This is a genomic window from Variovorax sp. YR750, from assembly GCF_900109805.1.
GTDB classification, from domain to species: domain Bacteria; phylum Pseudomonadota; class Gammaproteobacteria; order Burkholderiales; family Burkholderiaceae_C; genus Variovorax; species Variovorax gossypii.
This window is the reverse complement of sequence record NZ_FOBJ01000013.1, coordinates 230,512-255,251: the sequence shown is the minus strand read 5'-3', so window position 1 is coordinate 255,251 and position 24,740 is coordinate 230,512. Positions and strand designations below refer to the sequence as shown.

Annotated in this window: 21 protein-coding genes; 9 read left to right on the top strand and 12 right to left on the bottom strand. The window is 67.9% G+C overall.

Annotation, left to right across the window (positions count from 1 at the left end):
• A partial coding sequence (locus BMY35_RS25745) for a tripartite tricarboxylate transporter permease (RefSeq protein ID WP_093205495.1) occupies positions 1-1,170 on the top strand: 1,170 nt, incomplete at its 5' end.
• Positions 1,171-1,232: 62 nt separating this feature from the next.
• Here the strand turns inward: BMY35_RS25745 and BMY35_RS25740 are convergent.
• Positions 1,233-2,159 carry a LysR family transcriptional regulator gene (locus BMY35_RS25740; protein ID WP_093205492.1) on the bottom strand — a complete coding sequence of 309 codons (927 nt, stop codon included), beginning with the start codon at positions 2,157-2,159 and terminating at the stop codon, positions 1,233-1,235.
• 97 nt (positions 2,160-2,256) lie between these two features.
• On the opposite strand from BMY35_RS25740, the gene BMY35_RS25735 reads away from it, so the two are divergent.
• From BMY35_RS25735 to BMY35_RS25715, 5 genes are all read left to right on the top strand, one after another.
• Positions 2,257-3,228, top strand: a complete 972-nt coding sequence (locus BMY35_RS25735) for a Bug family tripartite tricarboxylate transporter substrate binding protein (RefSeq protein WP_093205489.1) — start codon at positions 2,257-2,259, stop codon at positions 3,226-3,228.
• 131 nt (positions 3,229-3,359) lie between these two features.
• Entirely contained in the window at positions 3,360-4,973 is a 1,614-nt protein-coding gene (locus BMY35_RS25730; RefSeq protein ID WP_093205486.1) for a gamma-glutamyltransferase family protein, read from the top strand.
• Between the two features lie 45 nt (positions 4,974-5,018).
• Entirely contained in the window at positions 5,019-5,987 is a 969-nt protein-coding gene (locus BMY35_RS25725) for a DMT family transporter (RefSeq protein WP_240652120.1), read from the top strand.
• A gap of 33 nt (positions 5,988-6,020) precedes the next feature.
• Positions 6,021-6,812: an SDR family oxidoreductase gene (locus tag BMY35_RS25720; RefSeq protein ID WP_093205483.1), complete on the top strand. Its 792-nt coding sequence runs from the start codon at positions 6,021-6,023 to the stop codon at positions 6,810-6,812.
• A 32-nt stretch (positions 6,813-6,844) separates the two neighbouring features.
• Entirely contained in the window at positions 6,845-8,596 is a 1,752-nt protein-coding gene (locus BMY35_RS25715) for a DUF5672 family protein (RefSeq protein WP_093205480.1), read from the top strand.
• A 6-nt stretch (positions 8,597-8,602) separates the two neighbouring features.
• Here BMY35_RS25715 and BMY35_RS25710 read toward each other — a convergent pair whose 3' ends face one another.
• A complete protein-coding gene (locus tag BMY35_RS25710) occupies positions 8,603-9,511 on the bottom strand; it encodes a DMT family transporter (RefSeq protein WP_093205477.1) in 909 nt (302 codons plus the stop codon).
• A gap of 118 nt (positions 9,512-9,629) precedes the next feature.
• On the opposite strand from BMY35_RS25710, the gene BMY35_RS25705 reads away from it, so the two are divergent.
• The 3 genes from BMY35_RS25705 (at position 9,630) to BMY35_RS25695 (ending at position 12,324) form a co-directional block, all read left to right on the top strand.
• On the top strand, positions 9,630-10,616 hold the full coding sequence (locus BMY35_RS25705) for a quinone oxidoreductase family protein (protein ID WP_093205474.1): 987 nt from the start codon (positions 9,630-9,632) through the stop codon (positions 10,614-10,616).
• Positions 10,617-10,730: 114 nt separating this feature from the next.
• Complete coding sequence (locus BMY35_RS25700; protein WP_093205471.1) at positions 10,731-11,132, top strand: response regulator; 402 nt, start codon at positions 10,731-10,733, stop codon at positions 11,130-11,132.
• A gap of 196 nt (positions 11,133-11,328) precedes the next feature.
• Complete coding sequence (locus BMY35_RS25695) at positions 11,329-12,324, top strand: bile acid:sodium symporter family protein (protein ID WP_093205469.1); 996 nt, start codon at positions 11,329-11,331, stop codon at positions 12,322-12,324.
• A 22-nt stretch (positions 12,325-12,346) separates the two neighbouring features.
• Here BMY35_RS25695 and BMY35_RS25690 read toward each other — a convergent pair whose 3' ends face one another.
• The 10 genes from BMY35_RS25690 to BMY35_RS25645 form a co-directional block, all read right to left on the bottom strand.
• A complete protein-coding gene (locus tag BMY35_RS25690; RefSeq protein ID WP_093205467.1) occupies positions 12,347-14,008 on the bottom strand; it encodes a Na/Pi cotransporter family protein in 1,662 nt (553 codons plus the stop codon).
• Positions 14,009-14,343: 335 nt separating this feature from the next.
• Positions 14,344-15,195, bottom strand: a complete 852-nt coding sequence (locus tag BMY35_RS25685; RefSeq protein ID WP_093205465.1) for a phosphodiesterase — start codon at positions 15,193-15,195, stop codon at positions 14,344-14,346.
• Positions 15,192-16,253, bottom strand: a complete 1,062-nt coding sequence (locus BMY35_RS25680) for an ABC transporter ATP-binding protein (RefSeq protein WP_093205464.1) — start codon at positions 16,251-16,253, stop codon at positions 15,192-15,194. Before BMY35_RS25680 ends, BMY35_RS25685 begins: the two co-directional genes overlap by 4 nt.
• Complete coding sequence (locus BMY35_RS25675; protein ID WP_093205462.1) at positions 16,243-17,043, bottom strand: ABC transporter permease; 801 nt, start codon at positions 17,041-17,043, stop codon at positions 16,243-16,245. Before BMY35_RS25675 ends, BMY35_RS25680 begins: the two co-directional genes overlap by 11 nt.
• A gap of 10 nt (positions 17,044-17,053) precedes the next feature.
• Positions 17,054-17,893 carry an ABC transporter permease gene (locus BMY35_RS25670; RefSeq protein ID WP_093205460.1) on the bottom strand — a complete coding sequence of 280 codons (840 nt, stop codon included), beginning with the start codon at positions 17,891-17,893 and terminating at the stop codon, positions 17,054-17,056.
• Positions 17,894-17,908: 15 nt separating this feature from the next.
• Complete coding sequence (locus BMY35_RS25665; RefSeq protein WP_093205458.1) at positions 17,909-18,919, bottom strand: ABC transporter substrate-binding protein; 1,011 nt, start codon at positions 18,917-18,919, stop codon at positions 17,909-17,911.
• A gap of 46 nt (positions 18,920-18,965) precedes the next feature.
• Positions 18,966-19,994: a LacI family DNA-binding transcriptional regulator gene (locus BMY35_RS25660; RefSeq protein WP_093205456.1), complete on the bottom strand. Its 1,029-nt coding sequence runs from the start codon at positions 19,992-19,994 to the stop codon at positions 18,966-18,968.
• Positions 19,995-20,157: 163 nt separating this feature from the next.
• Positions 20,158-20,673, bottom strand: a complete 516-nt coding sequence (lspA, locus tag BMY35_RS25655; protein WP_093205454.1) for a signal peptidase II — start codon at positions 20,671-20,673, stop codon at positions 20,158-20,160.
• Positions 20,673-23,522: an isoleucine--tRNA ligase gene (gene ileS, locus BMY35_RS25650; protein WP_093205534.1), complete on the bottom strand. Its 2,850-nt coding sequence runs from the start codon at positions 23,520-23,522 to the stop codon at positions 20,673-20,675. The genes lspA and ileS overlap by 1 nt, the downstream gene beginning before the upstream one ends.
• Positions 23,523-23,643: 121 nt before the next feature.
• Complete coding sequence (locus BMY35_RS25645; RefSeq protein WP_093205452.1) at positions 23,644-24,681, bottom strand: bifunctional riboflavin kinase/FAD synthetase; 1,038 nt, start codon at positions 24,679-24,681, stop codon at positions 23,644-23,646.
• Positions 24,682-24,740: the final 59 nt, after the last annotated feature.

Sequence of the window (24,740 nt, the reverse complement as noted above, 5' to 3'; positions counted from 1 at the left end):
CTGGGCTCGTTCTTCGCGGGCTGCGTGGGCACGCTGATCCTGGCCGCCTTCGCGCCGCCGCTGACCGAGCTGGCCTTCAAGTTCGGCCCCGCCGAATACTTCTCGCTGATGATCCTGGGCCTGATCGGCGCCGTGGTGCTGGCTTCGGGCTCGCTCCTCAAGGCCATCGCGATGATCGTGCTGGGCCTGCTGATGGGTCTGGTCGGCACCGACGTGAATTCGGGTGTCGCGCGCTACAGCTTCGACATTCCCGAACTGACCGACGGCATCGGCTTCGTGGCCATCGCCATGGGCGTGTTCGGCTACGGCGAAATCATCGCGAACCTCTCGCGTCCCGACGACGAGCGCGAAGTGTTCACCGCCAAGGTCTCGGGCCTGTTCCCGACCAAGGAAGACTTCAAGCGCATGCTGCCCGCAGTGCTGCGCGGCACGGCCCTGGGCTCCGCACTGGGCATCCTGCCCGGCGGCGGCGCGCTGCTGGCTGCCTTCGCTGCCTACACGATCGAGAAGAAGACCAAGCTGAAGCCGGGCGAAGTGCCCTTCGGCAAGGGCAACATCCGCGGCGTGGCGGCTCCCGAGTCGGCCAACAACGCCGGTGCGCAGACCTCCTTCATCCCGCTGCTGACGCTGGGCATTCCGCCCAACGCCGTGATGGCGCTGATGGTGGGCGCGATGACCATCCACAACATCCAGCCGGGTCCGCAGGTGATGACCAGCAACCCCGAGCTGTTCTGGGGCCTGATCGCCTCGATGTGGCTGGGCAACGCGATGCTGATCATCCTGAACCTGCCGCTGATCGGCATGTGGATCAAGCTGCTGTCGGTGCCGTACAAGTACCTGTTCCCGGCGATCGTTCTCTTCTGCGCGATCGGCGTGTACTCGACCAACAACAACACCTTCGACATCTGGATGGTGGGCATCTTCGGTCTGGTGGGCTACACCTTCTTCAAGCTGGGTTGCGAGCCTGCGCCGCTGCTGCTGGGCTTCATCCTGGGCCCGATGATGGAAGAGAACCTGCGTCGCTCGCTGCTGCTGTCGCGCGGCGACTGGAGCGTGTTCGTCACGCGTCCGATCTCGGCGAGCCTGCTGGCTGCCGCGGCGCTGCTGCTGATCATCGTGCTGCTGCCGGCCGTGAAGTCGAAGCGCGAAGAGGCTTTCGTCGAGGACTGACCACTGGTCCCGGTTCTGCCTCCTTCCTTGAAAACGGCGCCTTCGGGCGCCGTTTTCCTTTTCTAGCTCTTGCCGGCCCGCGGCGGCTTCATGTGCTGCCGGGCCATCGCCAGGAAGGCCATCGCCGCCGGGCTCAGCGGATGCTTCGCCAGCCGGATGGCGACCACCGGGTACTCCAGCACGGGCCGCGTCACGCCCACGGCGCGCAGGTTGGCCGGCATCAGCACTTCCACGTAGCGCGGCGCGAGCGCCACGCCAGCGCCGGCCTGGATGAGCCCGAAGGCGGTCGACAGCATCGACACGTGGTGCACCACCTGCGGATACACGTTGGCCACGCTCGCCAGCTGGCGGCTCACGGCACGCCACACGTTGGCGTCGGGGTTGACGTGGATGAAGGGCAGGCCTTCGAGGTGCCTGGCCTCGACCGAGTCATGCTGCGCCAGCGGGTGGTCGTCGCGCACGAAGAGCGCCATGCGTTCGGTGAAGAGCGGCTCGGTCGCCAGTTCGGAGTGCTTCTGGCCGATGTCGGAACCGAAGCCCAGGTCCGCCTCCTGCGAGAGCACGCGCGAGATCATCTGCTCGGCCGTGCTGTCGAGCAGCGTCGCCGCCAGCGTCGGGTGCTTCTGCGAGAAGCGGCCCAGCAAGGGCGGCAGCAGGGCGCCCGCCGTCAGGTGGCCCACGGCCAGCACGATGCGGCCTTCGCGCAGCTGCGACTGCGAGCGGCAGGCGCCGACCGAATCGTCGATCAGCCGCAGCGCGCGCACGGCGGTGTCGACCATCATCTGGCCCGCGTTGGTCATGCGGATGCGGCGCCCGCGCACCACCAGCGGCTGAGCCAGCTCTTCCTCGAGCCGCTTGATCAGGTGGCTGATGGCGGGCTGGGTGAGCTGCAGTGCCTCGGCCGCCAGCGTGAAGCTGCCCGTTTCGGCCACCGCCGCCAGCGCCCGCAGCTGCTGCAGCGAGATTTCTTCGGCGGGGGCTCTGGTCATAAACGGTGTTGATAGTTGAATAAGCCGAATTATCTGGCTTGATGCGCCAGCGGTGCATAGCATGCTTGTCCCGTCCACAGGCACAGAATTCCCGCAAATGAAACGCCTCCAGTTCCTCCAGGCGCTCGCCATCGCATTCGGCATGGCCGCCTCGTCCGCCAGCCTGGCGCAGGGCTACCCGAACAAGCCGATCCGCCTGATCGTTCCGTTCCCGGCGGCGGGCGCCACCGATCTCTTCGCCCGCACGCTGGGCCAGAAGATGGGCGACAAGCTGGGCACCACGCTGGTGGTCGACAACAAGCCCGGCGCCGGCGGCGCCATCGGCTCCGACCAGGCCGCCAAGGCCGCGCCGGACGGCTACACCATCCTGCTGGCCACCACGAGCACGCACTCCATCGGCCCCGCCATCAGCAAGCTGCCCTACGACACGGTGCGCGACTTCACGCCCATCGCTCACGTGGGAGACGCCGCCAGCATCATGCTGGTGCCGGTCAATTCGCCGGCGAAGACGGTGCGCGAGTGGATCGACTACGCGAAGAAGAACCCCGGCAAGCTCAACTACGCATCGAGCGGCAACGGCACCATCGTGCAGCTCACGGCGGAGCTCTTCAAGGCGCAGGCCGGCGTGTTCGTCACGCACATCCCGTACAAGGGCACGGCGCTGGCCATCCCCGACCTGATCAGCGGCAAGGTCGACGTGCTGTTCGACTCGCTGCCCACCGGCATGCCGCACGTGCGCGACGGCCGCCTGCGCGCGCTGGGCGTCACCTCGCTCAAGCGCAGCCCGCTGGCACCCGAGCTGCCGGCCATCGCCGACACGCTGCCGGGCTACGAGTCGAACACCTGGTTCGGCTTCTACGGTCCGAAGAACCTGCCGGCGGACATCGTCGCGAAGGTCAACAAGGCCGCCAACGAGGCGCTGGCCGATCCCGAGGTGAAGGAAAAGCTTGCGCGACTGGGCATCGAGCCTGCAACACCGGGCACGCCCGACCAGTTCGCGAAGATGGTCGCGACCGACGCCGCCAAGTGGAAAAAGATCGTCGTCGACCGCAAGATCACCAACGAGTAATAGGCTCGCCCCCAGTCTTCGCGCACTTCGTGTCGCTTCGCCAACCCCCTACCGGGGGCAACACCAGAGGCCCGGCAAAGCCGGTTCCTCGGTGTTTCCCGAATTGTTCACGCCATCCCTGAAAGCACGGTATGAAGTTTGACTACGCCAACCCCTATCTCTCCACGCGCATTCCCATCTTCGCGCGCAACGTGGTCTCGACCTCGCATCCGCTGGCCTCGCAGGCCGGGCTGCGCATCCTGCAGCAGGGCGGCAACGCAGTCGACGCGGCCATCGCCACCGCTGCCGTGATGACGCTGGTCGAGCCGGTGAGCAACGGCCTGGGCAGCGACGCCTTCTGCATCCTGTGGGACGGCGAGAAGCTGCACGGCCTCAACGCTTCCGGCCCCGCGCCGAAGGCCTGGACGCCCGAGTACTTCAAGGCCAAGTACGGCGCCGACGCGGCCAATCCGCCGATGCGCGGCATCGATTCGGTCACCGTGCCGGGCGCGGTGCGCGGCTGGGTGGCGCTGAGCGAGCGCTTCGGCAAGCTGCCGTTCGCCGACCTGCTGGCGCCGGCCATCGACATCGCCGAGCGCGGCTACCTGGTGCCGCCGGTGGTGCAGGGCAAGTGGGCGGCGGCCACGCCGATCCTGCAGTCGCAGCCGGGCTTCGCCCAGACCTTCCTGCCGTGGGGCCGCGCGCCCGAGGTGGGCGACATGTTCCGCTTCACGGCCGCCGCTCGTGCGCTCAAGGCCATTGCCCGCACCAAGGGCGAGGCCTACTACAACGGCGAGATCGCCGAGGCGCTGGCGAAGTTTTCCGCCGAACAGGGCGGCGCACTCACCGTGGCCGACCTCGCGGCCTACCAGCCCGAATGGGTCGAGCCCATCTCGCGCGACTACCGCGGCCACACGCTGCACGAGATTCCGCCGAACGGCCAGGGCATCGCCGCGCTGATCGCGCTGGGCATCCTGGAGAAGTTCGACATCGCCTCGCTGCCGGTCGACTCGGTGCAGTCGCAGCACCTGCAGATCGAGGCCATGAAGCTGGCCTTTGCCGACGTCTACCGCTACGTGTCGGAGCGCAAGACCATGGAAGTGACGACCGAGCAGATGCTCGACGACGCCTACCTGGCCTCGCGCGCCCGCCTGATCGACGTGAAGAAGGCCCAGGACTTCAAGGCCGGCAACCCCGTGAAGGGCGGCACCATCTACCTCACGGCCGCCGACGAGAGCGGCATGATGGTCAGCTTCATCCAGAGCAACTACATGGGCTTCGGCTCCGGCTGCGTGGAGCCCGAGTACGGCATCAGCCTGCAGAACCGCGGCCACGGCTTCAGCCTGAAGGCCGAAAGCCCGAACGTGGTGGCGCCGGGCAAGCGCCCGTTCCACACCATCATCCCGGCCTTCCTCACGAAGAACGGGCAGCCGGTGATGAGCTTCGGCGTGATGGGCGGCAACATGCAGCCGCAGGGCCACATGCAGACGCTGGTGCGCATGCTCGACTACGGGCAGAACCCGCAGGCCGCATGCGACGCGCCGCGCTGGCGCTTCAACGCGGGGCTGGAGATCAACGTGGAGGCCGCGATGAACCCGGCCACGGTGCAGGGCCTGCGCGAGCTGGGCCATCACCTGGAAGTGATCAACGACTCGTACCAGGACTTCGGCGCCGGCCAGTTCATCTGGCGCGCGGGCGATCCCTCGGTGGAGGGCTACGTGGCCGCCAGCGACCCGCGCCGCGACGGCGCGGCAGCGGGGTACTGAGCCGGCGCCCGGACAGGGGTTTGCGGTTGCCGCGATGATCGGGGGATGAACAAGACAGCCGCGACGGCCGGCGATTCCCTCCAGCCTGCCCCGCAACCCTCCCGCGATGCCGCCAGGAAAGGCATCGCCACCGGTCTCGTCCTCGCCACCCTGGGCGCCATCGCGTTCAGCGGCAAGGCCATCATCGTCAAGCTGGCGTACCGCTACGGCGTGGACGCGGTGACGCTCATCATGCTGCGCATGCTGTTCGCGCTGCCGCTCTTCGCGCTGATGGCGTGGTGGGCCGGGCGCGGCAAGCCCGCGCTCACCGGGCGCGACTGGATCGGCGTGATCGGCCTGGGTTTCTCGGGCTACTACCTCGCGAGCTTTCTCGACTTCGCTGGGCTGGCCTACATCTCGGCCAGCTTCGAGCGGCTGATCCTCTATCTCAACCCGACTCTGGTGCTGTTCTTCGGCTGGCTGCTCTACCGGCGTCACCCGACGCGCCCGCAGGTGCTGGGCATGATCGTGAGCTACGCCGGCGTGCTGCTGGTGTTCGGCCACGAGCTGTGGACCGGAGGCGGCGGCAAGGGCGGCGGGGCTGCGGCGTGGGGCGCCTTCCTGGTGTTCCTGAGCGCGGTGAGCTATGCGGGCTACCTCGTCTACAGCGGCGAATTCGTCAAGCGGCTGGGGTCGCTGCGGCTCGTGGGGCTGGCCACCACCGTGGCCTGCGTGCTGTGCATATTGCAGTTCGTGCTGACGCGGCCGATGAGCGTGGCCATGGATGTCGCGCCCGAGGTGATCTGGCTGTCGGTGCTCAACGCCACGCTGTGCACGGCGGTGCCCGTGCTCATGGTGATGATGGCCATCGAGCGCATCGGCCCTGCCATGGCCGCGCAGACCGGCATGATCGGGCCGCTGTCGACCATCCTCATGGGGGTGGTCATACTTGGCGAGCCGTTCACGCCGTGGATCGCGGCCGGCACCGTGCTCGTGATCGCGGGCATTTTCGTTTTCACGCGCAAGGGGCGCTGAGCCCCTTGCCGTTTGTTTGACTGGAGCAGGAACATGGATCTGGGTATTGCAGGCAAGACCGCGCTGGTGTGCGGCGCGAGCAAGGGGTTGGGCTACGGCTGCGCCGAGGCGCTGGTGCGCGAGGGCGTCAACGTGGTGATCGTGGCGCGCGGCGCCGAGGCGCTGGAAGCCGCCGCGAAGAAGCTGACGGAGGCGGCCGGTGCGTCGGGCTCCTTCGTCAAGCACGTGGCCGCCGACATCACCACCGAGGCCGGCCGCGCCGCGGTGTTCGCGCTGGGCCATGACTTCGACATCGTCGTCACCAACGCAGGCGGCCCGCCGCCCGGCGACTTCCGCAACTGGGACCGCGAGGCGTGGATCAAGGCGGTCGACGCCAACATGCTCACGCCCATCGAGCTCATCAAGGCCACGGTGGACGGCATGGCCAAGCGCGGCTACGGCCGCATCGTGAACATCACCTCGAGCTCGGTGAAGTCGCCCATCGACATCCTGGGTTTGTCGAACGGCGCGCGCAGCGGCCTCACCGGCTTCGTGGCCGGTGTGGCGCGCACGGCCGTCGCGGCGCAGGGCGTGACCATCAACAACCTGCTGCCGGGCTCCTTCGATACCGACCGCCTGAAGGGCACGATGGCCGGCGCCGCGCAGAAGTCGGGCCAGGACTTCGACACCGTGTGGGAAGCCCGCAAGAAGAACATTCCGGCCAAGCGCTTCGGCACGCCGGCCGAGTTCGGCGCCATCTGCGCCTTCCTGTGCAGCATGCAGGCCGGCTACATGACCGGCCAGAACATCCTGGCCGACGGCGGCGCCTACCCAGGCACCTACTGAGCGCGGTTCACGAGAGCGACGGGAGGCGCATCGTGAGCAGGGAGTCATTCGAAAAAATAACGCTGGTCTCGGTCACGGGGCTGCCCGATGCGCGCGGCGCGGCGCTGGCGCTGCAGCACAGCCAGGCGCAGATGCCCGGTGCGCGCGCGTTGCTGTGCAGCCCGCAGGCGCCCGGCGACCTTGCACCCGGCATCGAACATCTGCGGATCGCACCGCTGAACTACCACGAGTACAGCTGGTTCATGATGTTCGCGCTCTGGCGCGTGGTGCGCACGGAGTTCGCGCTGGTCGTGCAGGAAGACGGCTGGGTCGTCAACGCGGCCAACTGGAGCGACGAATTCCTGGGCTGCGACTACATCGGCGCGCCCATCCATCTCGCGAAGATCGATGCCCCGCAGGGCACGTACTGGCGCAACAGCTTCGATTGGGCCGACGAACTGGGCAAGCCCGGCCACGTCGTCACGCCGATCCAGAACGGCGGCTTCAGCCTGCGCAGCATGCGCTTCATGCGGGCGCTGGTCGACCATCCGCACATCCGCGTGGAGATTCCGCCGCCCGATGCAGTGGGCGGCGATCCTCTGCGGATGCACTGGGACCACAACGCGCTGCTCGAAGACGTGCAGCTCAGCGGCGTGCTGCGCCCCGCGCTGGAGGCCGTCGGCATGCGCTTCGCGCCGCTGGAGCTGGCGCGCAGCTTCGCCATCGAGCATGCGGGGCCGCAGCTGCACCATGGCTACAACGCGATGCTGCTGTTCGGTCATCACGCGAAGGTGCGGCAGCTGGCGAGCCTGTCGCCGCTCACGCTGCGTTCGCTGATCCCGCTGTCGCAGCTCGACAGCTGGTATGGCGAGCGCGACATCCTGCAGATGTTCGAGCGCAACGGCTATCGCATCGAGTTCGCGCCGGAACCTGGGGCTCCCGTCGCAGCCGCAACGCGCAAGGTCTACGACTGCATCACCTACAACGGCGAGGCCGACATCCTCGCGGTGCGGCTGCACGAGTTGTCGGAGGTGGTCGATTGCTTCGTGATCGTCGAGGCCGACCGCACCTTCAGCGGCGAGCCGAAGGCGCTTCGCTTCGATGCCGCCGACCCGCGCATCGCGCCGTTCCTGCCGCGCATCCGCTACATCGCCGTGCACGACATGCCGGTGATCGACGAGGCAGCCGACGCCGCGCCCGTGGTGGGCGACTGGCACTCCGACGCGCCGAAGTCGGGCTTCTGGATCCGCGAGAAATTCCAGCGCAACCAGGTCATGCGCGGGCTGCACGATGCGGCGCCGCACGACCTGGTGATGATCTCCGACGCCGACGAGATCCCGCGTGCCGAGGTGGTCCGCGCGATGCGCGACGACCGCCGGCATGAAGCCTTCGGCCTGTGCCTGGCCTTCTATTACTTCTATGCGAACTACCGCAACGTCGAGGGACCCGAGGCCTCTTCGGTATGGACGGTGGCGGTCGCGCGCTCGCAGCTCGACAGCCTCACGCCCGACCAGCTGCGCATGCGCGTTCGCAACGGCGCACAGCCCGCGCTGATCCTCGCCGATGCCGGCTGGCACTTCTCGTACCTCGCGATGGACGAGGACGCCGTGCGCGCCAAGATCCGCGGCTTCGCGCACCAGGAATACAACTCGCGGGAGTTCCTCGATGCCGTCGACATTCCCGCGCTGCTGGCTTCGGGGCGCGACCTCTACGGTCGCCCGGGCTACGTCTGGCGGCTGGTGGACAAGGCCGAGGCGCCGGGCTGGATGCGAGAGAGTCCCGAACTGGCCAGGCTCTTCGCCTGAGAGACGTCAGCGCCTGGATGCCACCACGATCCCGCCCACGATCAGCAGGAATGCCGCGCCGTGGTACCAGTGCGGCGGTTCCCGCAGGAAGGCCGCCGACAGCACCGCCGCGAAAAGCGGCGTGAGGTTCATGAAGATGCTCGCCGCCTGCGGCCCGGCGCGCTGCACGCCGGTGCCCCAGCAGCGGTAGGCCACCACGGCGGGGCCGATGCCGATGAACAGCATCGCCGCAATGAGCGGCCAGCCGAGGTCGATGTGGGCAGGCGTCAGCGTCCATTCGCCAGCGGCCAGGGCGCCCGACCATGCGATGCCGAACACCAGCTGCGCCATCAGGAACGAGGCCCAGTCCTGCCGCACCGCGCGGGGCTCGTGCGTGCGCGCCAGCAGCCAGCTGTAGAAGGCCCAGGCGATGGTGCCCGCGATCATGTACAGGTCGCCCGGCACCAGCCGCAGCCCGAGCAGCTGTTGCCATTCGCCGCGGCTGAGCACCAGCAGCACACCCACCATCGACAGCAGCGCGCCGCCGATCTCGCGCGAGCTGACGCGCGCGCGGAAGAAGAGGGCGCCCACCGCGAGCATCCACAGCGGCAGGCTCGATCCGACCAGCGTCACGTTGATGGGCGTGGAGGTCTGAAGCGCCAGGTACTGGAAGGCGTTGTACAGGCCGATGCCCAGCAGCCCGAGCACGGCGTAGCGCTTCCAGTGCGCCCAAAGCGGGCTGCCGCGACGCAGCACCGGCACGGCCAGCGGAAGCAGCAGCGCGAACGCGATCACCCAGCGCACGAAGTTCAGCGTGAGCGGCGACACCAGTTCGCGCACCAGCCTGCCGACGACGGCGTTGCCGGCCCACAGCAGCGGCGGAACGACGAGCAGGAAGACGGTGAGAGGGGCGAGGCGCTGCGGCTGTGTCTGCATGGGCGCCGACTCTACCGGGCAATGATTCCCCGCGCCGTCGCGGGAAGCTCAAACATGGCAGGATGCCTTTCCCTTCTTCTTTCCCTTCTTTACTTTCCAGAGCTTGGAGACAGCAACGATGAAGAGCAAAGCCGTCCGTATCGACCGTCATGGCGGTCCCGAAGAACTGAAGATCGTCGAGGTGGAGGTCGGCGAGCCCGGCCCGGGCGAGATCCGCATCCGCCACAAGGCCGTGGGCCTGAACTTCATCGACACCTACCAGCGCAGCGGGCTCTACCCGTTCCAGATGCCGCTGCAGCTCGGGATGGAAGCCTCGGGCGTGGTCGAGGCGGTGGGCGAGGGTGTCACCCACCTGAAGGCGGGCGACCGCGCGGCCTACGCGAGCCAGCCGCCCGGCGCCTACAGCGAGCTGCGCGTGATGCCGGCGAAGAACGTGTGCAGGCTGCCCGACGACATCTCCTTCGAGACCGGCGCCGCCATGATGCTCAAGGGCCTGACCACGCAATACCTGCTGAAGAAGACGCTGCCGGCCGAAGGCCTGCAGGCCGGCGACTTTATCCTTTTCCACGCGGCTGCCGGCGGCGTCGGGCTGATCGCCTGCCAGTGGGCCAAGGCGCTGGGCCTGCAGCTGATCGGCACGGCCGGCAGCGACGCCAAGTGCAAGCTCGCGCTGGAATACGGCGCGGCGCACGCCATCAACTACAGCACCGAGAACTTCGCGGCCCGCGTGAAGGAGATCACCGGCGGCAAGGGCGTGAAGGTGGTGTACGACTCGGTGGGCAAGGACACCTTCGAGGGCTCCATCGACTGCCTGCGCCCGTTCGGCCTGCTGGCGATCTTCGGCAACGGTTCCGGTCCGGTGCCGCCGGTCAACCTCGGCATGCTGGCCTCCAAGGGCTCGCTCTACATCACCCGGCCCACGCTCTTCACTCACATGGCGACGCGCGAAAGCACGCAGGCGATGGCCGACGACCTGTTCGCGGTGGTGCGAAGCGGCGCGGTGAAGATCCCCATCGAGCAGCGCTATCCGCTGGCCGACGTGCAGCAGGCGCACCGCGACCTGGAAGCGCGCAAGACCACGGGCTGCACGATCCTGACGCTCTGAGCCTTTGGTTGTACGGGCGCCAGTCTTGTCCTACCGGCGCAGGGGTGTCATGCCTTCGACTTGTGCAAAGCGCACTTTGTAGCCTGTGGGCACAGTACAGAGGCAAGCCACTCCATGACCACCGTTCGCACTTTCATCGTCGAGGACAACCCCACCATCCGCAGGAACCTGGCGGGCACACTGCGGGAGGTGGCGCGGGTCGATCCCGTCGGCGAGGCCGAGTCCGAGGAAGAGGGCTCGCGCTGGCTGACCCGGAACCTGTCGCAGTGGGACCTGGCCATCGTCGACCTGTTCCTGAAGGACGGCACCGGCTTTCGCGTGCTCGAGGCCTGCCGCGACCGCAGCCCGTGGCAGAAGATCGTGGTGCTCAGCAACTACGCCACGCCCGAGATGCGGCGCAAGTGCGTGCACCTCGGCGCCGACGCGGTGTTCGACAAGGCCACCGAGATCGACGACCTGATCGACTACTGCCTCAGCCGCCGTCAGGCGCAGTTCAGTTCGTCCGCGGCACACTGAAGCGCTGAGGTAGGGCATTTTCCGGCTGTCCGGCAGCGATGCCGGAATTCACCGAAAATCCACCCTCGAATGGCGCGAGGAGCACGCGCCGGGCTCCGCAAAGTGGCGACGAGATTCATGCGCGGAAATCACACATTCCCCTGCTGAGTCGGCCTGCGCGCCTGCAACGCGCGTGGCGTTCGTCCCGAGTTGCTACATGTCCCGCCCCCGTTTCCTTCCCGACAACTTCACCCTCGCGCTTCTTTCGGTCGTGACCCTCGCAAGCCTGCTGCCGGCCAGCGGGCAGGTCGCGCATTTCTTCGAGGGGCTGACCACGGTCGCCATCGGCCTGCTGTTCTTCCTGCACGGGGCCAAGCTGTCGCGCGAGGCGATCGTGAACGGGCTCATGCACTGGCGGCTGCACCTGCTGGTGTTCGGCAGCACCTTCGTGCTGTTTCCGGTGCTCGGGCTGGCGCTCAAGCCCTTCCTGCTGCCGCTGGTGACGCCCCAGCTCTACACCGGCGTGCTGTACCTGTGCGTGCTGCCCGCCACGGTGCAGTCGGCCATCGCCTTCACCGCGATGGCTCGGGGCAACATGCCGGCGGCCATCTGCAGCGCTTCGGCGTCCACCCTGCTGGGGGTGTTCATCACGCCGGTGCTGGTCAACCTGGTGGTCCTGCCCGACGGCGGCCATGCGACCTCGTCGCTGGACTCCATCGGCCGCATCCTGCTGCAGCTGATGGTGCCGTTCGCGGCCGGGCATCTGCTGCGCCCGGTGATCGGGAAGTGGATCCAGCGCCGCGCCGCGGTGCTGAAGTTCGTCGACCAGGGCTCGATCCTGCTGGTGGTCTACACCGCGTTCAGCGCGGCCGTGATCGAGGGGCTGTGGCGGCAGGTGCCGGCGCATGCGCTGGTCGGCCTGCTGGTGGTGTGCGCGGTGGTGCTGGGGCTGGCCCTGAGCCTCACGACCCTGCTGGCGCGCAAGCTGGGCTTCGACACCGAGGACGAGATCACCATCGTGTTCTGCGGCTCCAAGAAGAGCCTGGCCAGCGGCATCCCGATGGCGAAGGTGCTGTTCGCCTCGCACGCAGTGGGGGCCATCGTGCTGCCGCTGATGCTGTTCCACCAGATGCAGCTGATGGTCTGCGCGGTGCTGGCGCAGCGCTATGCGCGGCGGGGGCGCGAGACTTCCCTGCTGAAGACGGCCGAGTAGCCCGCAGGCAGCCGCAGGCCGTTCAGCCTTCGATGTTGCCCAGCCGCGATTCCCGCAGCCGGCTGGGCGCCAGCGCCCCGGCCGACTCCAGGATCGGGTACGCGATCGAGCAGATGTGCGAGTTGATGCGCTTCAGGTCGCTGATCAGGTCGATGTGCAGCGAGCTGGTCTCGATGCTCAGCGTGGTGCGGTCCGACAGCCGGTCGAGGTGTGTGGTGGCGTAGGCTCGCTCCAGGTCGCGGAAGCGCGCCTTTTCCTCCAGCAGCTTCTGCGCGTCGCGCACGTTGCCGTTGAGGAACACGCTCATGCTCAGCCGCAGGTTGGCCACCAGCCTCCCGTGCAGCTCGACGATCTCGGCCATGCCGGCCTCGGAGAAGTTGCGCTGCGGTTTGATCTTCTTGTCTTCCACGTCGATGATCACGCGCTCGATGATGTCGCCGATCTGCTCCATGTTGATCGTGAAGCTGATGATGTCGGTCCAGCGCCGGCTTTCCTCCTCGCCCAGCGCCTCGCGCGAGATGCGCGTCATGTAGTACTTGATGGCCGAGTAGAGCTGGTCCACCGTGTCGTCGAGCTGCCTGAGCTCCTGCGCCAGCCGCAGGTCGTTGTTGCGGATCACGTCGAGCGTGCCGATCAGCATGGTTTCAACCACGTCGGCCTGGTGCAGCGCCTCGCGCGCGGCGTTGGAGATCGCGAGCGAGGGCGTCGACAGCGCAGACGGGTCCAGGTGATGCGGCCGGGTCGTGCCGGCCGGCTGCTGCGGCTCCGGCAGGATGTGCGTCACAAGCTTGGCGACCCACTGCGTGAGGCCGATGAAGCCCACGCTGATCACGACGTTGAACGCGAGGTGGAACAGCACCACGCCGTGGGTCTGGTTCGGCAGCTGGGGCTGCACGTAGCGGATCCACAGCCCGACGAAGGGTGCCACGATGGCCACTCCCAGCACCTTGAAGAGCAGGTTGCCGATGGTCACCTGCCGCACCGACACCGCCGACTTGGCAGTGGTCAGCACCGCCAGCAGGCCGCTGCCGAGGTTGGCGCCGAGCACGAGCCCGAGCGCGACGTCCAGCGGCACCACGTTCGAGGTGGCCATGGCCGCCACCAGCAGCACCACCGCGAGGCTCGAATAGGCCACGATGGCCAGCACGGAGCCGATGGTGATCTCGAGCAGCACGTCGCTGTTGATCGATGCGAGCAGCGCGCGGATCGCCGGCGAGGAGAACAGGGGCTCGGTGGCCTCCACCACCAGCTGCAGCGCCAGCAGCATCAGCCCGAGCCCGATCAGCACCCGGCCGACGCGCCCCGCCACCGTGGCCGAGCGCGTGATGAAGAGCACCACGCCCACGAAGATGAACATCGGCGAAAGCCACGAGAGGTCGGCCGAGAACAGCACAGAGATCAGCGCCGTGCCCACGTCGGCGCCCCGCATCACCGCCAGCGCCGCCGGCAGCGTGACCAGGCCCTGCCCGACGAAGGACGAGGTCATGAGCGAGGTGGCGGTGCTCGACTGCACCAGCGCCGTCACGCCGATGCCCGAGAGGGCGGCCGTGAACCGGTTGCGCATGCTCTGCACGAGGATCTTGCGCAGGTTGGCGCCGAACACGCGCAGCACGCCGGTGCGGACCAGGTGCGTGCCCCACACCAGCAGGGCCACTGCCGCCAGCAGATTCAGGAGATGCTTCATGGGTGTCGGGTTCTATCCTTTTCGTTTTAGTTCGTTTTCGACCCCATTTTCCACAAGTGAGCGTCCAGGGCTAGGGCCTGTTCACACTATTGAAGGGGTCGCGTTGCTGCGCAAAGGGGCTGAATGCAAGGCGCCCGCGCGCAGCAAGGCTGATGCCTTGCAAGCGCGGGCAACGCCGCAGACAGCCCCTTTGCGCAGCAACCCGAAGGGAAGCCCGCCACAGCCCGCCCCTGCGCGTTGCGCTCCTTGAGCGTGTGGACACACGCACTGCGTCACGCGCCTTCAGGGGCGGGCTGTGGCGGGCTTCGCGACCCCTTCAATAGTGTGAACAGGCCCTAATCGATCAGTGCTCCGTTGTCGTGGAAGGGGTAGGGGCCCTCGAAGCTCCCCGACGCCGCGAGGTGGGTGACCAGCCGTCGTCCGCGCGCGGACCAGGCATGCACCCGGAACGAGGGCGGCTCCAGCGTCCAGGCCGAATCGGCGTCAGGAGCCAGGTCGAGGCAGACCTGGTGGGCCTGCGCCGGCGAGGTGGAGGCGATGGTGCCGCCGAAGCGCACGTCGATCGCCCGGTGCAGGTGGCCGCAGATGATGCGCTCGACGTTCGGATAGCGCGAGACCAGCGCTTCCAGCGCCTCGGCACCTTCCAGCAGGCCGATTTCGTCCATGTGGCCGATCAGCGTCTCGAAGGGCGGATGGTGCATGGCGATGACGACGGGCTCGTCGCGACAGGCGTCGAGCTGCGCCTCGAGCCAGCCCAGCCGCTTCTCGCACAGCGAGCCGTGGCTGGCGCCGGGCACGCAGGTGTCGAGCGTGAGCAGGCGCAGGTCGCCGATCCGTACCGAATACTGGACGAAGCCGTCGCTGTTCGTGCCGAGGTGGGCGTGGCCGGGGAAGCTGCGGCGCAGCTGATCGCGGTCGTCGTGGTTGCCGGGCATCAGGTAGACCGGCATGGTCAGCGGGGCGAGCAGGCGGGCGAGATGCTCGTACTCGGCGGCGCGGCCGAAGTCGGTCAGGTCGCCTGTGACGACCACCGCATCAGGCTGCTGGCGCAGGGCCAGCACCGACTGGACGGCGCGCTCCAGGTACGGGGCCGTGTCGATGCGGCCATAGGCCAGGCGGCCCGGCTCGCGGATGTGCAGGTCGGTCAGCTGGACCAGGATGGTGTTGCGGAGTGCTTGTGTGGTCATGCGCTGGTTTCCTGCGACGTCATCAGCCGGTCGGGGTGGATGCGCAGGCCCACCGCGTCGCCCGGTCCGAAGGGATTGTCGCGCCCCACATCGGCCACAAGCATGGGCTGGTCTTGCGCGCGCAGGTGGAGTTGCACGCGGTCGCCGAGGAAGGTGCGGCGCTCGACGACGGCGGCGGCCCAGTCCAGCTGGGGCACGCCGACCTCGATGTCCTCGGGCCGTACCAGCAGCGTCGCATGGCCCTGCCAGGCGCCGGGGCAGGGCATGGTCGTTCCTCCGAGTCGGACAACGCCCTGCGCGAGGGCGTCCTGCCCGCGCTCCAGGCGGTTGACCCGGCCCAGGAACTCCGCCACGAAGGGATGCGAGGGCGAGCGGTACAGGTCTTCGCCACGGCCCACCTGCACGATGCGGCCGGCGCGCATCACCGCGAGCCGGTCGGCGATGGCCAGCGCCTCCTGCTGGTCGTGCGTGACGTGGATGGCCGTGATGTGCAGCCGGCGCAGCAGTTCGGCCAGCTCGTCGCGCAGCGATTCCTTGAGCTTGGCGTCGAGCGCGGCCAGCGGCTCGTCGAGCAGCAGCACGCGCGGGCGCACGGCCACGGCACGCGCCAGGGCCACGCGCTGGCGCTGGCCGCCGGAGAGCTCGGCGGGGCGCTTGTTCTCCAGGCCGCCCAGGCGCACCAGGTCGACCAGTTCGCCGACGCTGCGCTTCTCTTCCTCGGGCGACACGCCGCGGATGCGCAGGCCGTAACCGATGTTGGCCGCCACCGTCATCTGCGGAAAGAGCGCGTAGCTCTGGAACACCATGCCCACGCCGCGGTGTTCCACCGGGCGCTGCGTGACGTCCTGGTCGCCGAACACGATGCGGCTGCCCGCGTCGGGCGATTCCAGCCCGGCGATCAGCCGCAGCAGCGTGGTCTTGCCGCAGCCCGAGGGGCCGAGCAGCGCCAGCACCTCGCCGGCTTCCACGCGCAGGCTGGTGGGTTGCAGGCCGCGCGTGCCGTCGGCGTAGGTCTTCGCGCAGTTGGCGATGTCGATGGGGATGCGTTCAAGTTCCATGGTGTTTCTGGATCAGGTTTGCAAGGTGCTGCAGGCCCCACAGCACCGGAAGGATGACGGCGAAGAAGACCAGCGTGTAGGCCGATCCGATCTCGATGCGCATCGAGGCATAGCTGTCGGCCAGGCCTACGGGCAGCGTGCGGGTGAGCGGGGTGTGCAGCATCCAGGTGAGGTTGAATTCGCCCACCGAGAGCGTGAACACCATCAGGCTGCCGGCCACGATGGCCGGGAACACCGCGGGCACCAGGATGCCCATGAAGCGCTGGCGGAAGTTCGCGCCCAGCGATCGCGCGGCCTCCTCGAGCGCGAGCAGTTCGTCGCGCTGGAAGGCCGAACTCACGGTGCGAACCATGAAGGGCAGCGTGAAGACGATGTGCCCCACGAGGATGAAGGCGAAGCTCTGGCGGAAGGCCGTGAGCTGGCCGTAGGCGAGGATCAGCGCCAGCGCCGTCGCGAGGCCCGGCACGGCGACCGGCAGGGTCAGCAGCTCCTCGAAGATGCGGGCGGCGCGAGAACGGCTGCGCGCCAGCGCATAGGCGCAGGGCACGCCCAGCAGCACGGTGCCGGCGACGCAGGCCACGGCCAGCGCGAGCGACCAGCCCACGGTGCCGCCGTAGTTCTCCCACACCTCGCCGAGCCAGCGCAGCGTGAGGCCGCTCTTCAGGCCGGTGCTGTAGTTGTTGACGAGGCCCGCCATCACCGACAGCAGCATCGGCGCGATCATGAAGAGGCTCACGATCACCGTGACGGCGAGCAGGAAGGGGGCCTTGGCCTGTGTGTTCTTTCGCATGGTGTGTGCCTCAGCGCGCGACGGGGCTCGCGCCGAAGCGGCGCGCGACGAACAGCACCAGCCAGGTCACGACACCCAGCGAGATCGACAGCGACGCGGCGAGCGCGAAGTTGGCGTAGTTGGTGAACTCGTTGTAGATGGTGATCGGGATCACCTCGAACTTGCTGGCCAGCGTGAAGGCCGTGCCGAAGGCGCCCATCGAGGTGGCGAACAGGATGGCGCCGCAGGCCAGCGTGGTGGGGGCCAGCTCGGGCAGCCACACGTCGCGCGCCACGCGCAGCCGCGAGGCGCCCAGCGAGCGCGCCGCTTCCTCGAGCTGCGTGTTCATCGATTCCGCCGCCGCGGCGTAGGTGGCGATGGCGCGCGGCAGCGAGAAATACAGGTACGCCAGGAACAGCCCGAGCAGGCCGTAGGCGAAGGTGATGCGCTCGCCGAACAGGCTGTCGCCGATGCTGGCCACCACGCCTTGCCGCCCGCCGAGCAGGATCACGAAGAAGCCGATGATCACGCCCGGAAAGGACAGCGGCAGCGTGAGCAGCGACAGCAGCATGCGCTTGCCGATGAAGGAGTGGCGCGCGAGGTAGATGCCCACCGCCGCGCCCAGCACCAGCGTGGCCAGCGTCACGGCCACCGACAGCGCGACCGTGTTGGCCATGCTCGTGAGGTAGCGCGTATCGGTCAGTACGGCGAAGTAGGTGGCCCAGCCCTTGTCGGCGGGCAGCGTGAGCAGGCGCACCACCGGCAGCAGCCAGAAGGCCGCGAAGAAGGCGGCCGCGGGCGCGACGCAGGCCAGCAGGCGCCAGCGCGGGTTCCAGGCGTTGGAAGCGTTGGAGGTGGTGGCTTGCGTCATCTCATGTCGCGCGGGTCAGCGCACTTCTTTCAGGTACTCGTCGGAGAAAGCCTTCTGCGCGGCGGCCATGCGGCCGTAGTCCACGCTCTTGGCGCGGGCGTATTCGCTCGCGGGCAGGAACTGCGCCTCGATGTCCTTGGGCATCGCGCTGGCGCGCACCGGGCGCAGGTAGGCCTTGGCCCAGATCGCCTGGCCTTCGTCGGACAGCGTGAAGTCGAGCACCTTCTTCGCGTCGGCCGCGTGCGGGGCCTTGGCGACCAGGCTCATGACGTAGGGCACGGCCAGCGTGCCTTCGCTCGGGATCACGAAGGCGACGTTGGCCTTGTCCTTGTACTTCGCGCGGTAGGCATTGAAGTCGTAGTCGAGCAGGATCGCGATCTCGCCCGAGAGCACGCGCGCGTACGAGGTCTGCTTCGGCACGATGGGCTCGTTCTTCTGCAGCGCCTTGAAGTAGTCGATGGCCGGCTTGAAGTTGTCGAGCGTGCCGCCGCGCGCCTCGTTCACCGCGACCGCTCCCACGTAGCCGACGAAGGCCGAGGCCGGGTCGAGGTAGCCGATCAGGCCCTTGTACTCGGGCTTGAGCAGGTCTGCCCACGACTTCGGAACAGGCTTGCCCTTGAGCGCGTCGACGTTGACCATGAAGCCCAGGGTGCCCGAGTGGATGGTGAACCAGTTGCCGGCCGGGTCCTTCAGGCCGTCGGGAATGTCTTTCCAGGCGGCGGGCTTGTAGGGCTCGACCACGCCGTCCTTAGCGGCCTGCACCGCGAAGGTCACGCCGAGGTAGGTGACGTCGGCCACGGGGCTGGCCTTTTCGGCGACCAGCTGCGCGAGCGACTGGCCCGAGTTCTTGTTGTCGGCCGGCACGGTGATGCCGGTCTTGGCCTTGATGGCCTTCAGCTGGGTGCCCCAGTCGGCCCATTCGGTCGGGCAGTTGTAGCAGATGGCGGTCTGCGCCATGGCGCTGCCGGCGACGAGCGTGGCGGCGACCAGGCCGAGGCGGGCCAGGCGGTGGAAGCGGAGGGACATGATGGGGAAGCTCCTTGGATGGAAATAGGCAAAGAACAGGAAAAGCTCAGGGGCGGGGCATTGCGGCGTTGTTGTCGTCTTCGTGCGCCGCAGCGCACGACTCGCCGTCTCGGAAGGAATGGGGTAGCAGCAGGCTCGCATCGGCCTGCAGCGCAGCGCCGCTGGCCATGGCCTGGATCAGCAGCTCGACGCCGTGCCGGCCGATGTCGCTGTTGGGCTGGGCGATGGTGGTGAGCGCGGGCGTGAGGTCTTCGCCGAGCGCGATGCCGTCGAAGCCGATGACGCTGAGATCGCCGGGTACCGACAGCCCGCTCAGGTGGGCGGCGCGGATGCTGCGGATGGCCAGCAGGTCGTTGGAGCAGATCAGCGCAGTGGGTCGGTTGCGCGACTGCAGCTGGCTCGACAGCGCGTCGGCGGCCGCCTCTACGAAGGGCACCTCGATGAGTGCGGGTGCCGCCAGCCCGGCCTCGGACATGCCCTTGCGATAGCCGCGGTAGCGCTGCTGCGCGCGGTCGGACGCGGCGAGCGTGCCGCTGACCATCGCGATGCGGCGGTGGCCCAGCAGCACGAGGCGCGTGACCGCATCGGCCACCGCGGCTTCGCTGTCGGCCGACACGCAGGGATGGTCGGGGTGGCGGTTGTAGGCCAGCACGTAGGGCACGCCGGCGGCCTGCAGGCGGGGCAGGGCGGCCGAGGTCGAGGGGTTCGACACCACGAGGATCAGGCCGTCGACGTTGCCTGCCAGCAGCAGGTGGACGGCGCGTTCCTCTTCGTCGAGCCGGTAGCCGGTGGTGACGGGAATGATCGCGTAGCCGCCCGCGATGGCCGCGCGCGCGATGCCCTGCAGGCATTCGGCGAAGGTCGGGTTCAGCAGCGTGGGCAGCACCACGCCGAGCACGCGGCTGCGCTGGGTGCGCAGGGTGCGCGCGCTGGCGTTCGGCACGTAGTTGAGCTCGTGCGCCACGCGCTCCACCAGCTCGCGCGTGGCGGGCGTCACCTTGTCGGGAAAGTTGAAGGCGCGCGAGACGGTGGCCACGGAGACCCCGGCTTTGGCTGCAACGGCTTGGATGCTCATCGTGCGGTGCTCATGTAATCGATTACATTGAACCGCGGCAGTATGTCTTTGTTATGACATCGGGAGAAAGCGGGAGAAACCCTCGGCTTCGACGGGGTGAGGTGCGCTCAAAGAAAAAGGGGCCCGGCGGGCCCCTTTTTCATGAGAGAGATGGCGAGACGGCTTACTTGCCTCGTCGAACCCGCCGGATCTCGTCGACGATCAGGCAGATGGCGCCGAGCGTGATGGCGCTGTCGGCCGCGTTGAAGGCCGGGAAGTACCAGTTGCCGGCATGGAAGCTCAGGAAGTCCACGACGTAGCCGTGCATCATCCGGTCGACCACGTTGCCGACGGCGCCGCCCAGGATGCAGGCCATGGAGAACGAGAAGAGCTTCTGCCCCGCGTGCGACTTCAGCATCCACACGATGAACACCGCCGCGGCCACGCCGATGGCAGTGAACAGCCAGCGCTGCCAGCCCGAGTGGTCCGCGAGGAACGAGAAGGCGGCGCCCGTGTTGTGGGCGCGCACGACGTTGAAGAAGCTCGTCACGTAGGTCGCGTCGCCGAGCTTGTAGTAGCCCAGGATCAGCGTCTTGGTGAACTGGTCGATGATCACGATGATCACCGCCAGCCCGAGCCACGGCCAGATGCTGCCGCCGCGCGAACGCGAGGCCGACGACATGGTGCGGGCGCCGGCCATCAGGCAACGCTCCGCGATTCGCCGCTGCCGTACAGGTTGCTCGTGCAGCGGCCGCAGATCGTCGGATGGGCCGGGTCGTGGCCCACGTCGTCGCGGTAGTGCCAGCAGCGCTCGCACTTCTGCGCCGCGCTCGGCGTCACCACCGTTGCCAGGGCCTCACCGGCGGCCAGTTCGATGGCCGAGGTGATGAAGACGAACTTCAGGTCCTCGCCCAGCGTGTCCAGCAGCGCGAAGTCTTCGGCAGGCGCCGTCAGCTGCAGGTTGGCCTGCAGCGAGGAGCCGACCTTGCCTTCTGCGCGCACGGCCTCGATGTCCTTGTTGACCACGTCGCGGATCTCGCGGATGCGGTTCCACTTGGCCAGCAGTGCCTCGTCGGGCGCGGCGAACTGGCTGTAGGTCTGCGTGAAGATCGAGTCGCCCGGCTTGCCGGTGCCCACGATCTTCCAGGCTTCCTCGGCCGTGAAGCTCAGGAACGGCGCCATCCAGCGCAGCATTGCCTGCGAGATGTGCCACAGCGCGGTCTGGGCGCTGCGGCGCGCCAGCGAGCCCGGGGCCGTCGTGTAGAGGCGGTCCTTCAGGATGTCGAGGTAGAAGCCGCCCAGGTCTTCCGAGCAGTAGATCTGCAGCTTGGCCACCACCGGGTGGAACTCGTACACCTTGTAGTGCGCGAGGATCTCGGCCTGGAACTGCGCGGCGCGCGACAGCGCGTAGCGGTCGATCTCGAACAGCTGGTCGAGCGGCACGCCGTCTTTCTCGATGTCGAAGTCGCTGGTGTTCGCCAGCAGGAAGCGCAGCGTGTTGCGGATGCGGCGGTAGGCGTCGACAACGCGCGCCAGGATCTTGTCGTCGCCGGCGATGTCGCCCGAGTAGTCGCTCGCGGCCACCCACAGGCGGATGATTTCCGAGCCCAGCTTGTTGCTGATTTCCTGCGGGTCGATGCCGTTCTTGAGCGACTTGCTCATCTTGATGCCCTTGGCATCGACCGTGAAGCCATGCGTGAGCAGGCCGCGGTAGGGCGCGCGGTCTTCCAGCATGCAGGCGATCAGCAGCGACGAGTGGAACCAGCCGCGATGCTGGTCGTGGCCCTCGAGGTACAGGTCGGCCTCCGGCCCCGTGTCGTGGTGCACCGTGGGGTGCGTGCCGCGCAGCACGTGGGAGAAGGTCGAGCCCGAGTCGAACCACACCTCGAGGATGTCGGTGCTCTTCGTGTAGTGCGGTGCGTCCTCGGCGCCGAGGATTTCTTCGGCCGTCACGCGGCTCCAGGCCTCGATGCCGCCCTTCTCGACGATGTCGGCGGCCTGGTCGAGGATTTCCATCGTGCGCGGGTGCAGCTCGCCCGAATCCTTGTGCAGGAAGAACGGGATCGGCACGCCCCAGCTGCGCTGGCGGCTGATGCACCAGTCGGGCCGGCCGGCGATCATGTCATGCAGGCGCGCGCGGCCGTTCTCGGGGTAGAAGCTGGTCTGCTTGATGGCGTCGAGCGCGGTCTGGCGCAGCGTCTTCGGGGCCTTGTCCTTGGTGAACACGCCTTCGCCCTCGTCCATGCGCACGAACCACTGCGCCGCGGCGCGGTAGATCACCGGCGTCTTGTGGCGCCAGCAGTGCGGGTAGCTGTGCGTGATGGTCTCGGTGGTCAGCAGGCGGTTGGCTTCGCGCAGCGCGGCGATGATTTCCGGCACGGCCTTCCAGATGTTCTGGCCGCCGAAGAGCGGGAAGTCGGGCGCGTAGCTGCCGTTGCCCTGCACCGGGTTCAGGATGTCGTCGTAGGCCACGCCGTGGGCGATGCACGAGTTGAAGTCGTCCAGGCCGTAGGCGGGCGAGGAGTGGACCAGGCCGGTGCCGTCGGTGGCGGTGGCGTAGTCGGCCAGGTACACGGGCGACAGGCGCTTGTAGCCCGCGTCCACGTCGTACAGCGGATGCTCGAACTCGAGGCCGCCGAGCTTCTCGCCCTTGACCGTGGCCAGCACCTTGCCGTCGAGCGCGTAGCGCGTCATGCACATCTCGACCAGCGAGTTGGCCAGGATCAGCAGGCCGCGCTCGGTGTCGACCAGCGAGTACTCGAGCTCGGGGTTGAGGTTGATCGCCTGGTTGGCCGGGATGGTCCAGGCGGTGGTGGTCCAGATCACGGCGAAGATGTCGCCGAGGATCGTGTGGTCGGTGCCGAAGGCCTTGAGCACCTTCTCGCGCTCGTGCGCCTTGAAGGCGACGTCGATGGTCTGGCTCTTCTTGTCGGCGTACTCGATCTCGAACTCGGCCAGCGAGGAGCCGCAGTCGAAGCACCAGTACACAGGCTTGAGGCCGCGGTAGACGAAGCCGCGCTCGATCACGCGCTTGAACGCGCGCAGCTCGCCGGCCTCGTTGGCGAAGTCCATCGTCTTGTAGGGGTGGTCCCATTCGCCCAGCACGCCCAGGCGCTGGAAGTCGGCCATCTGCTGGGCGATCTGACCGGTGGCGAAAGCGCGGCTCTTGGCCTGCATCTCGTCGCGGCTCAGGTTGCGACCGTACTGCTTTTCGATGGCGTTCTCGATCGGCAGGCCGTGGCAGTCCCAGCCCGGCACGTAGAGCGCGTCGTAGCCCTCGAGCTGGCGCGCCTTGGTGATCATGTCCTTCAGGATCTTGTTCACCGCGTGGCCCATGTGGATCTGGCCGTTGGCGTACGGCGGGCCGTCGTGCAGGATGAACTTGGGCGCGCCGTGGCGGGCGTCGCGCAGGCGGTGGTAGCGACCTTCGTCGTTCCATTCCTTCACCCAGCCCGGCTCGCGCTTGGGCAGGTCGCCGCGCATCGGGAAGGGGGTGTCGGGCAGGTTCAGCGTGGAACGGTAATCTTTGGGGGAAGCAGCGTCAGACATGTTGGATGCGAAACAGGGGGCTTGGACAGGCTCAGCCCGAACTGCATGAAGCGTGTCGGTGCGGAAGGTGAAGCCGTTCGCCCTGAGCTTGTCGAAGGGCGGCAGCACGGTGCGTGCAGGGCTAAATTCGGTCCCGCGTGGTCTGGCGGTGGGTTTCGGCGTGGGTCGATGCGAAGAACGCGCGAGCGTCGCGGCCATCCTTCGCGATGCCCGCGGTGAGGGCTTCGAGGCTGGTGTAGCGCAATTCGTCGTGCATTTTGTGCAGGAGTTCCACGCGCACGATTTTACCGTAGGCCCCTTCGGCGCCCAGATGGGAGGGCCACTCCAGGCAATGGGTTTCGAGCAGCACCCGTCCGGCATTGACGTCGTTGGCGTCCAGCGAGGGGCGCACGCCGAGGTTGGCAACGCCCGGCAGCGGCTGCTCGGACAGGCCATGCACCAGCACCGCGAAGATGCCGCTGGCGGCCGGCTTCCAGTGCTTGAAGCGCAGGTTGAGGGTGCGGAAGCCGTCGTCCTTGCCCGGCGCAGAGGCACCCAGAGCCCGACCCAGCTTGCGGCCGTGGACCACGTGGCCCGAAATTGTGTAAGGCCGGCCCAGCAGGGTGTGGGCGTCGGCCATGCGGCCTTCGGCCAGCGCCTCGCGCACGGCGGAGCTCGAAACCCGCAGGCCGTGCACCTCGTAGCTGTTCATGCGCGCCACGTCGAAGCCGTGGGCGTCGCCGGCCGCGTCGAGCATGGCGTAGTCGCCGGCCCGCTTCGCGCCGAAGCGGAAGTCGTCGCCCACCAGCACGTAGCGCACGCCCAGGCCGTCGATCAGCACGTTTTGAATGAATTCCTCGGGCGACTGGGAGGCCAGCCGGCCGTCGAAGGGCAGCACGATGGTCTGCGCGACGCCGCAGGCGGCCAGCTCGCTGAGCTTGTCGCGCAGCGTGCCGATGCGCGCCGGCGCCAGGTCGGGCTTCTTGGTGACGGCGGCGAAATAGTCGCGCGGATGGGGCTCGAAGGTGAGCACGCAGCTAGGCAGCCCGCGCTGGCGGGCCTCGGTCTGCAGGAGCGCGAGCATGGCCTGGTGGCCACGGTGCACGCCGTCGAAATTGCCAATGGTGAGGGCGCAGGCGGGGGCTACGCCCGGGTGCCGGAAGCCGCGAAAAACCTGCATCGGTGAGTATCTTTTTGATAGCGCCTTTCGCCCGTCGATTGGGCGAATCAGGCCGATTT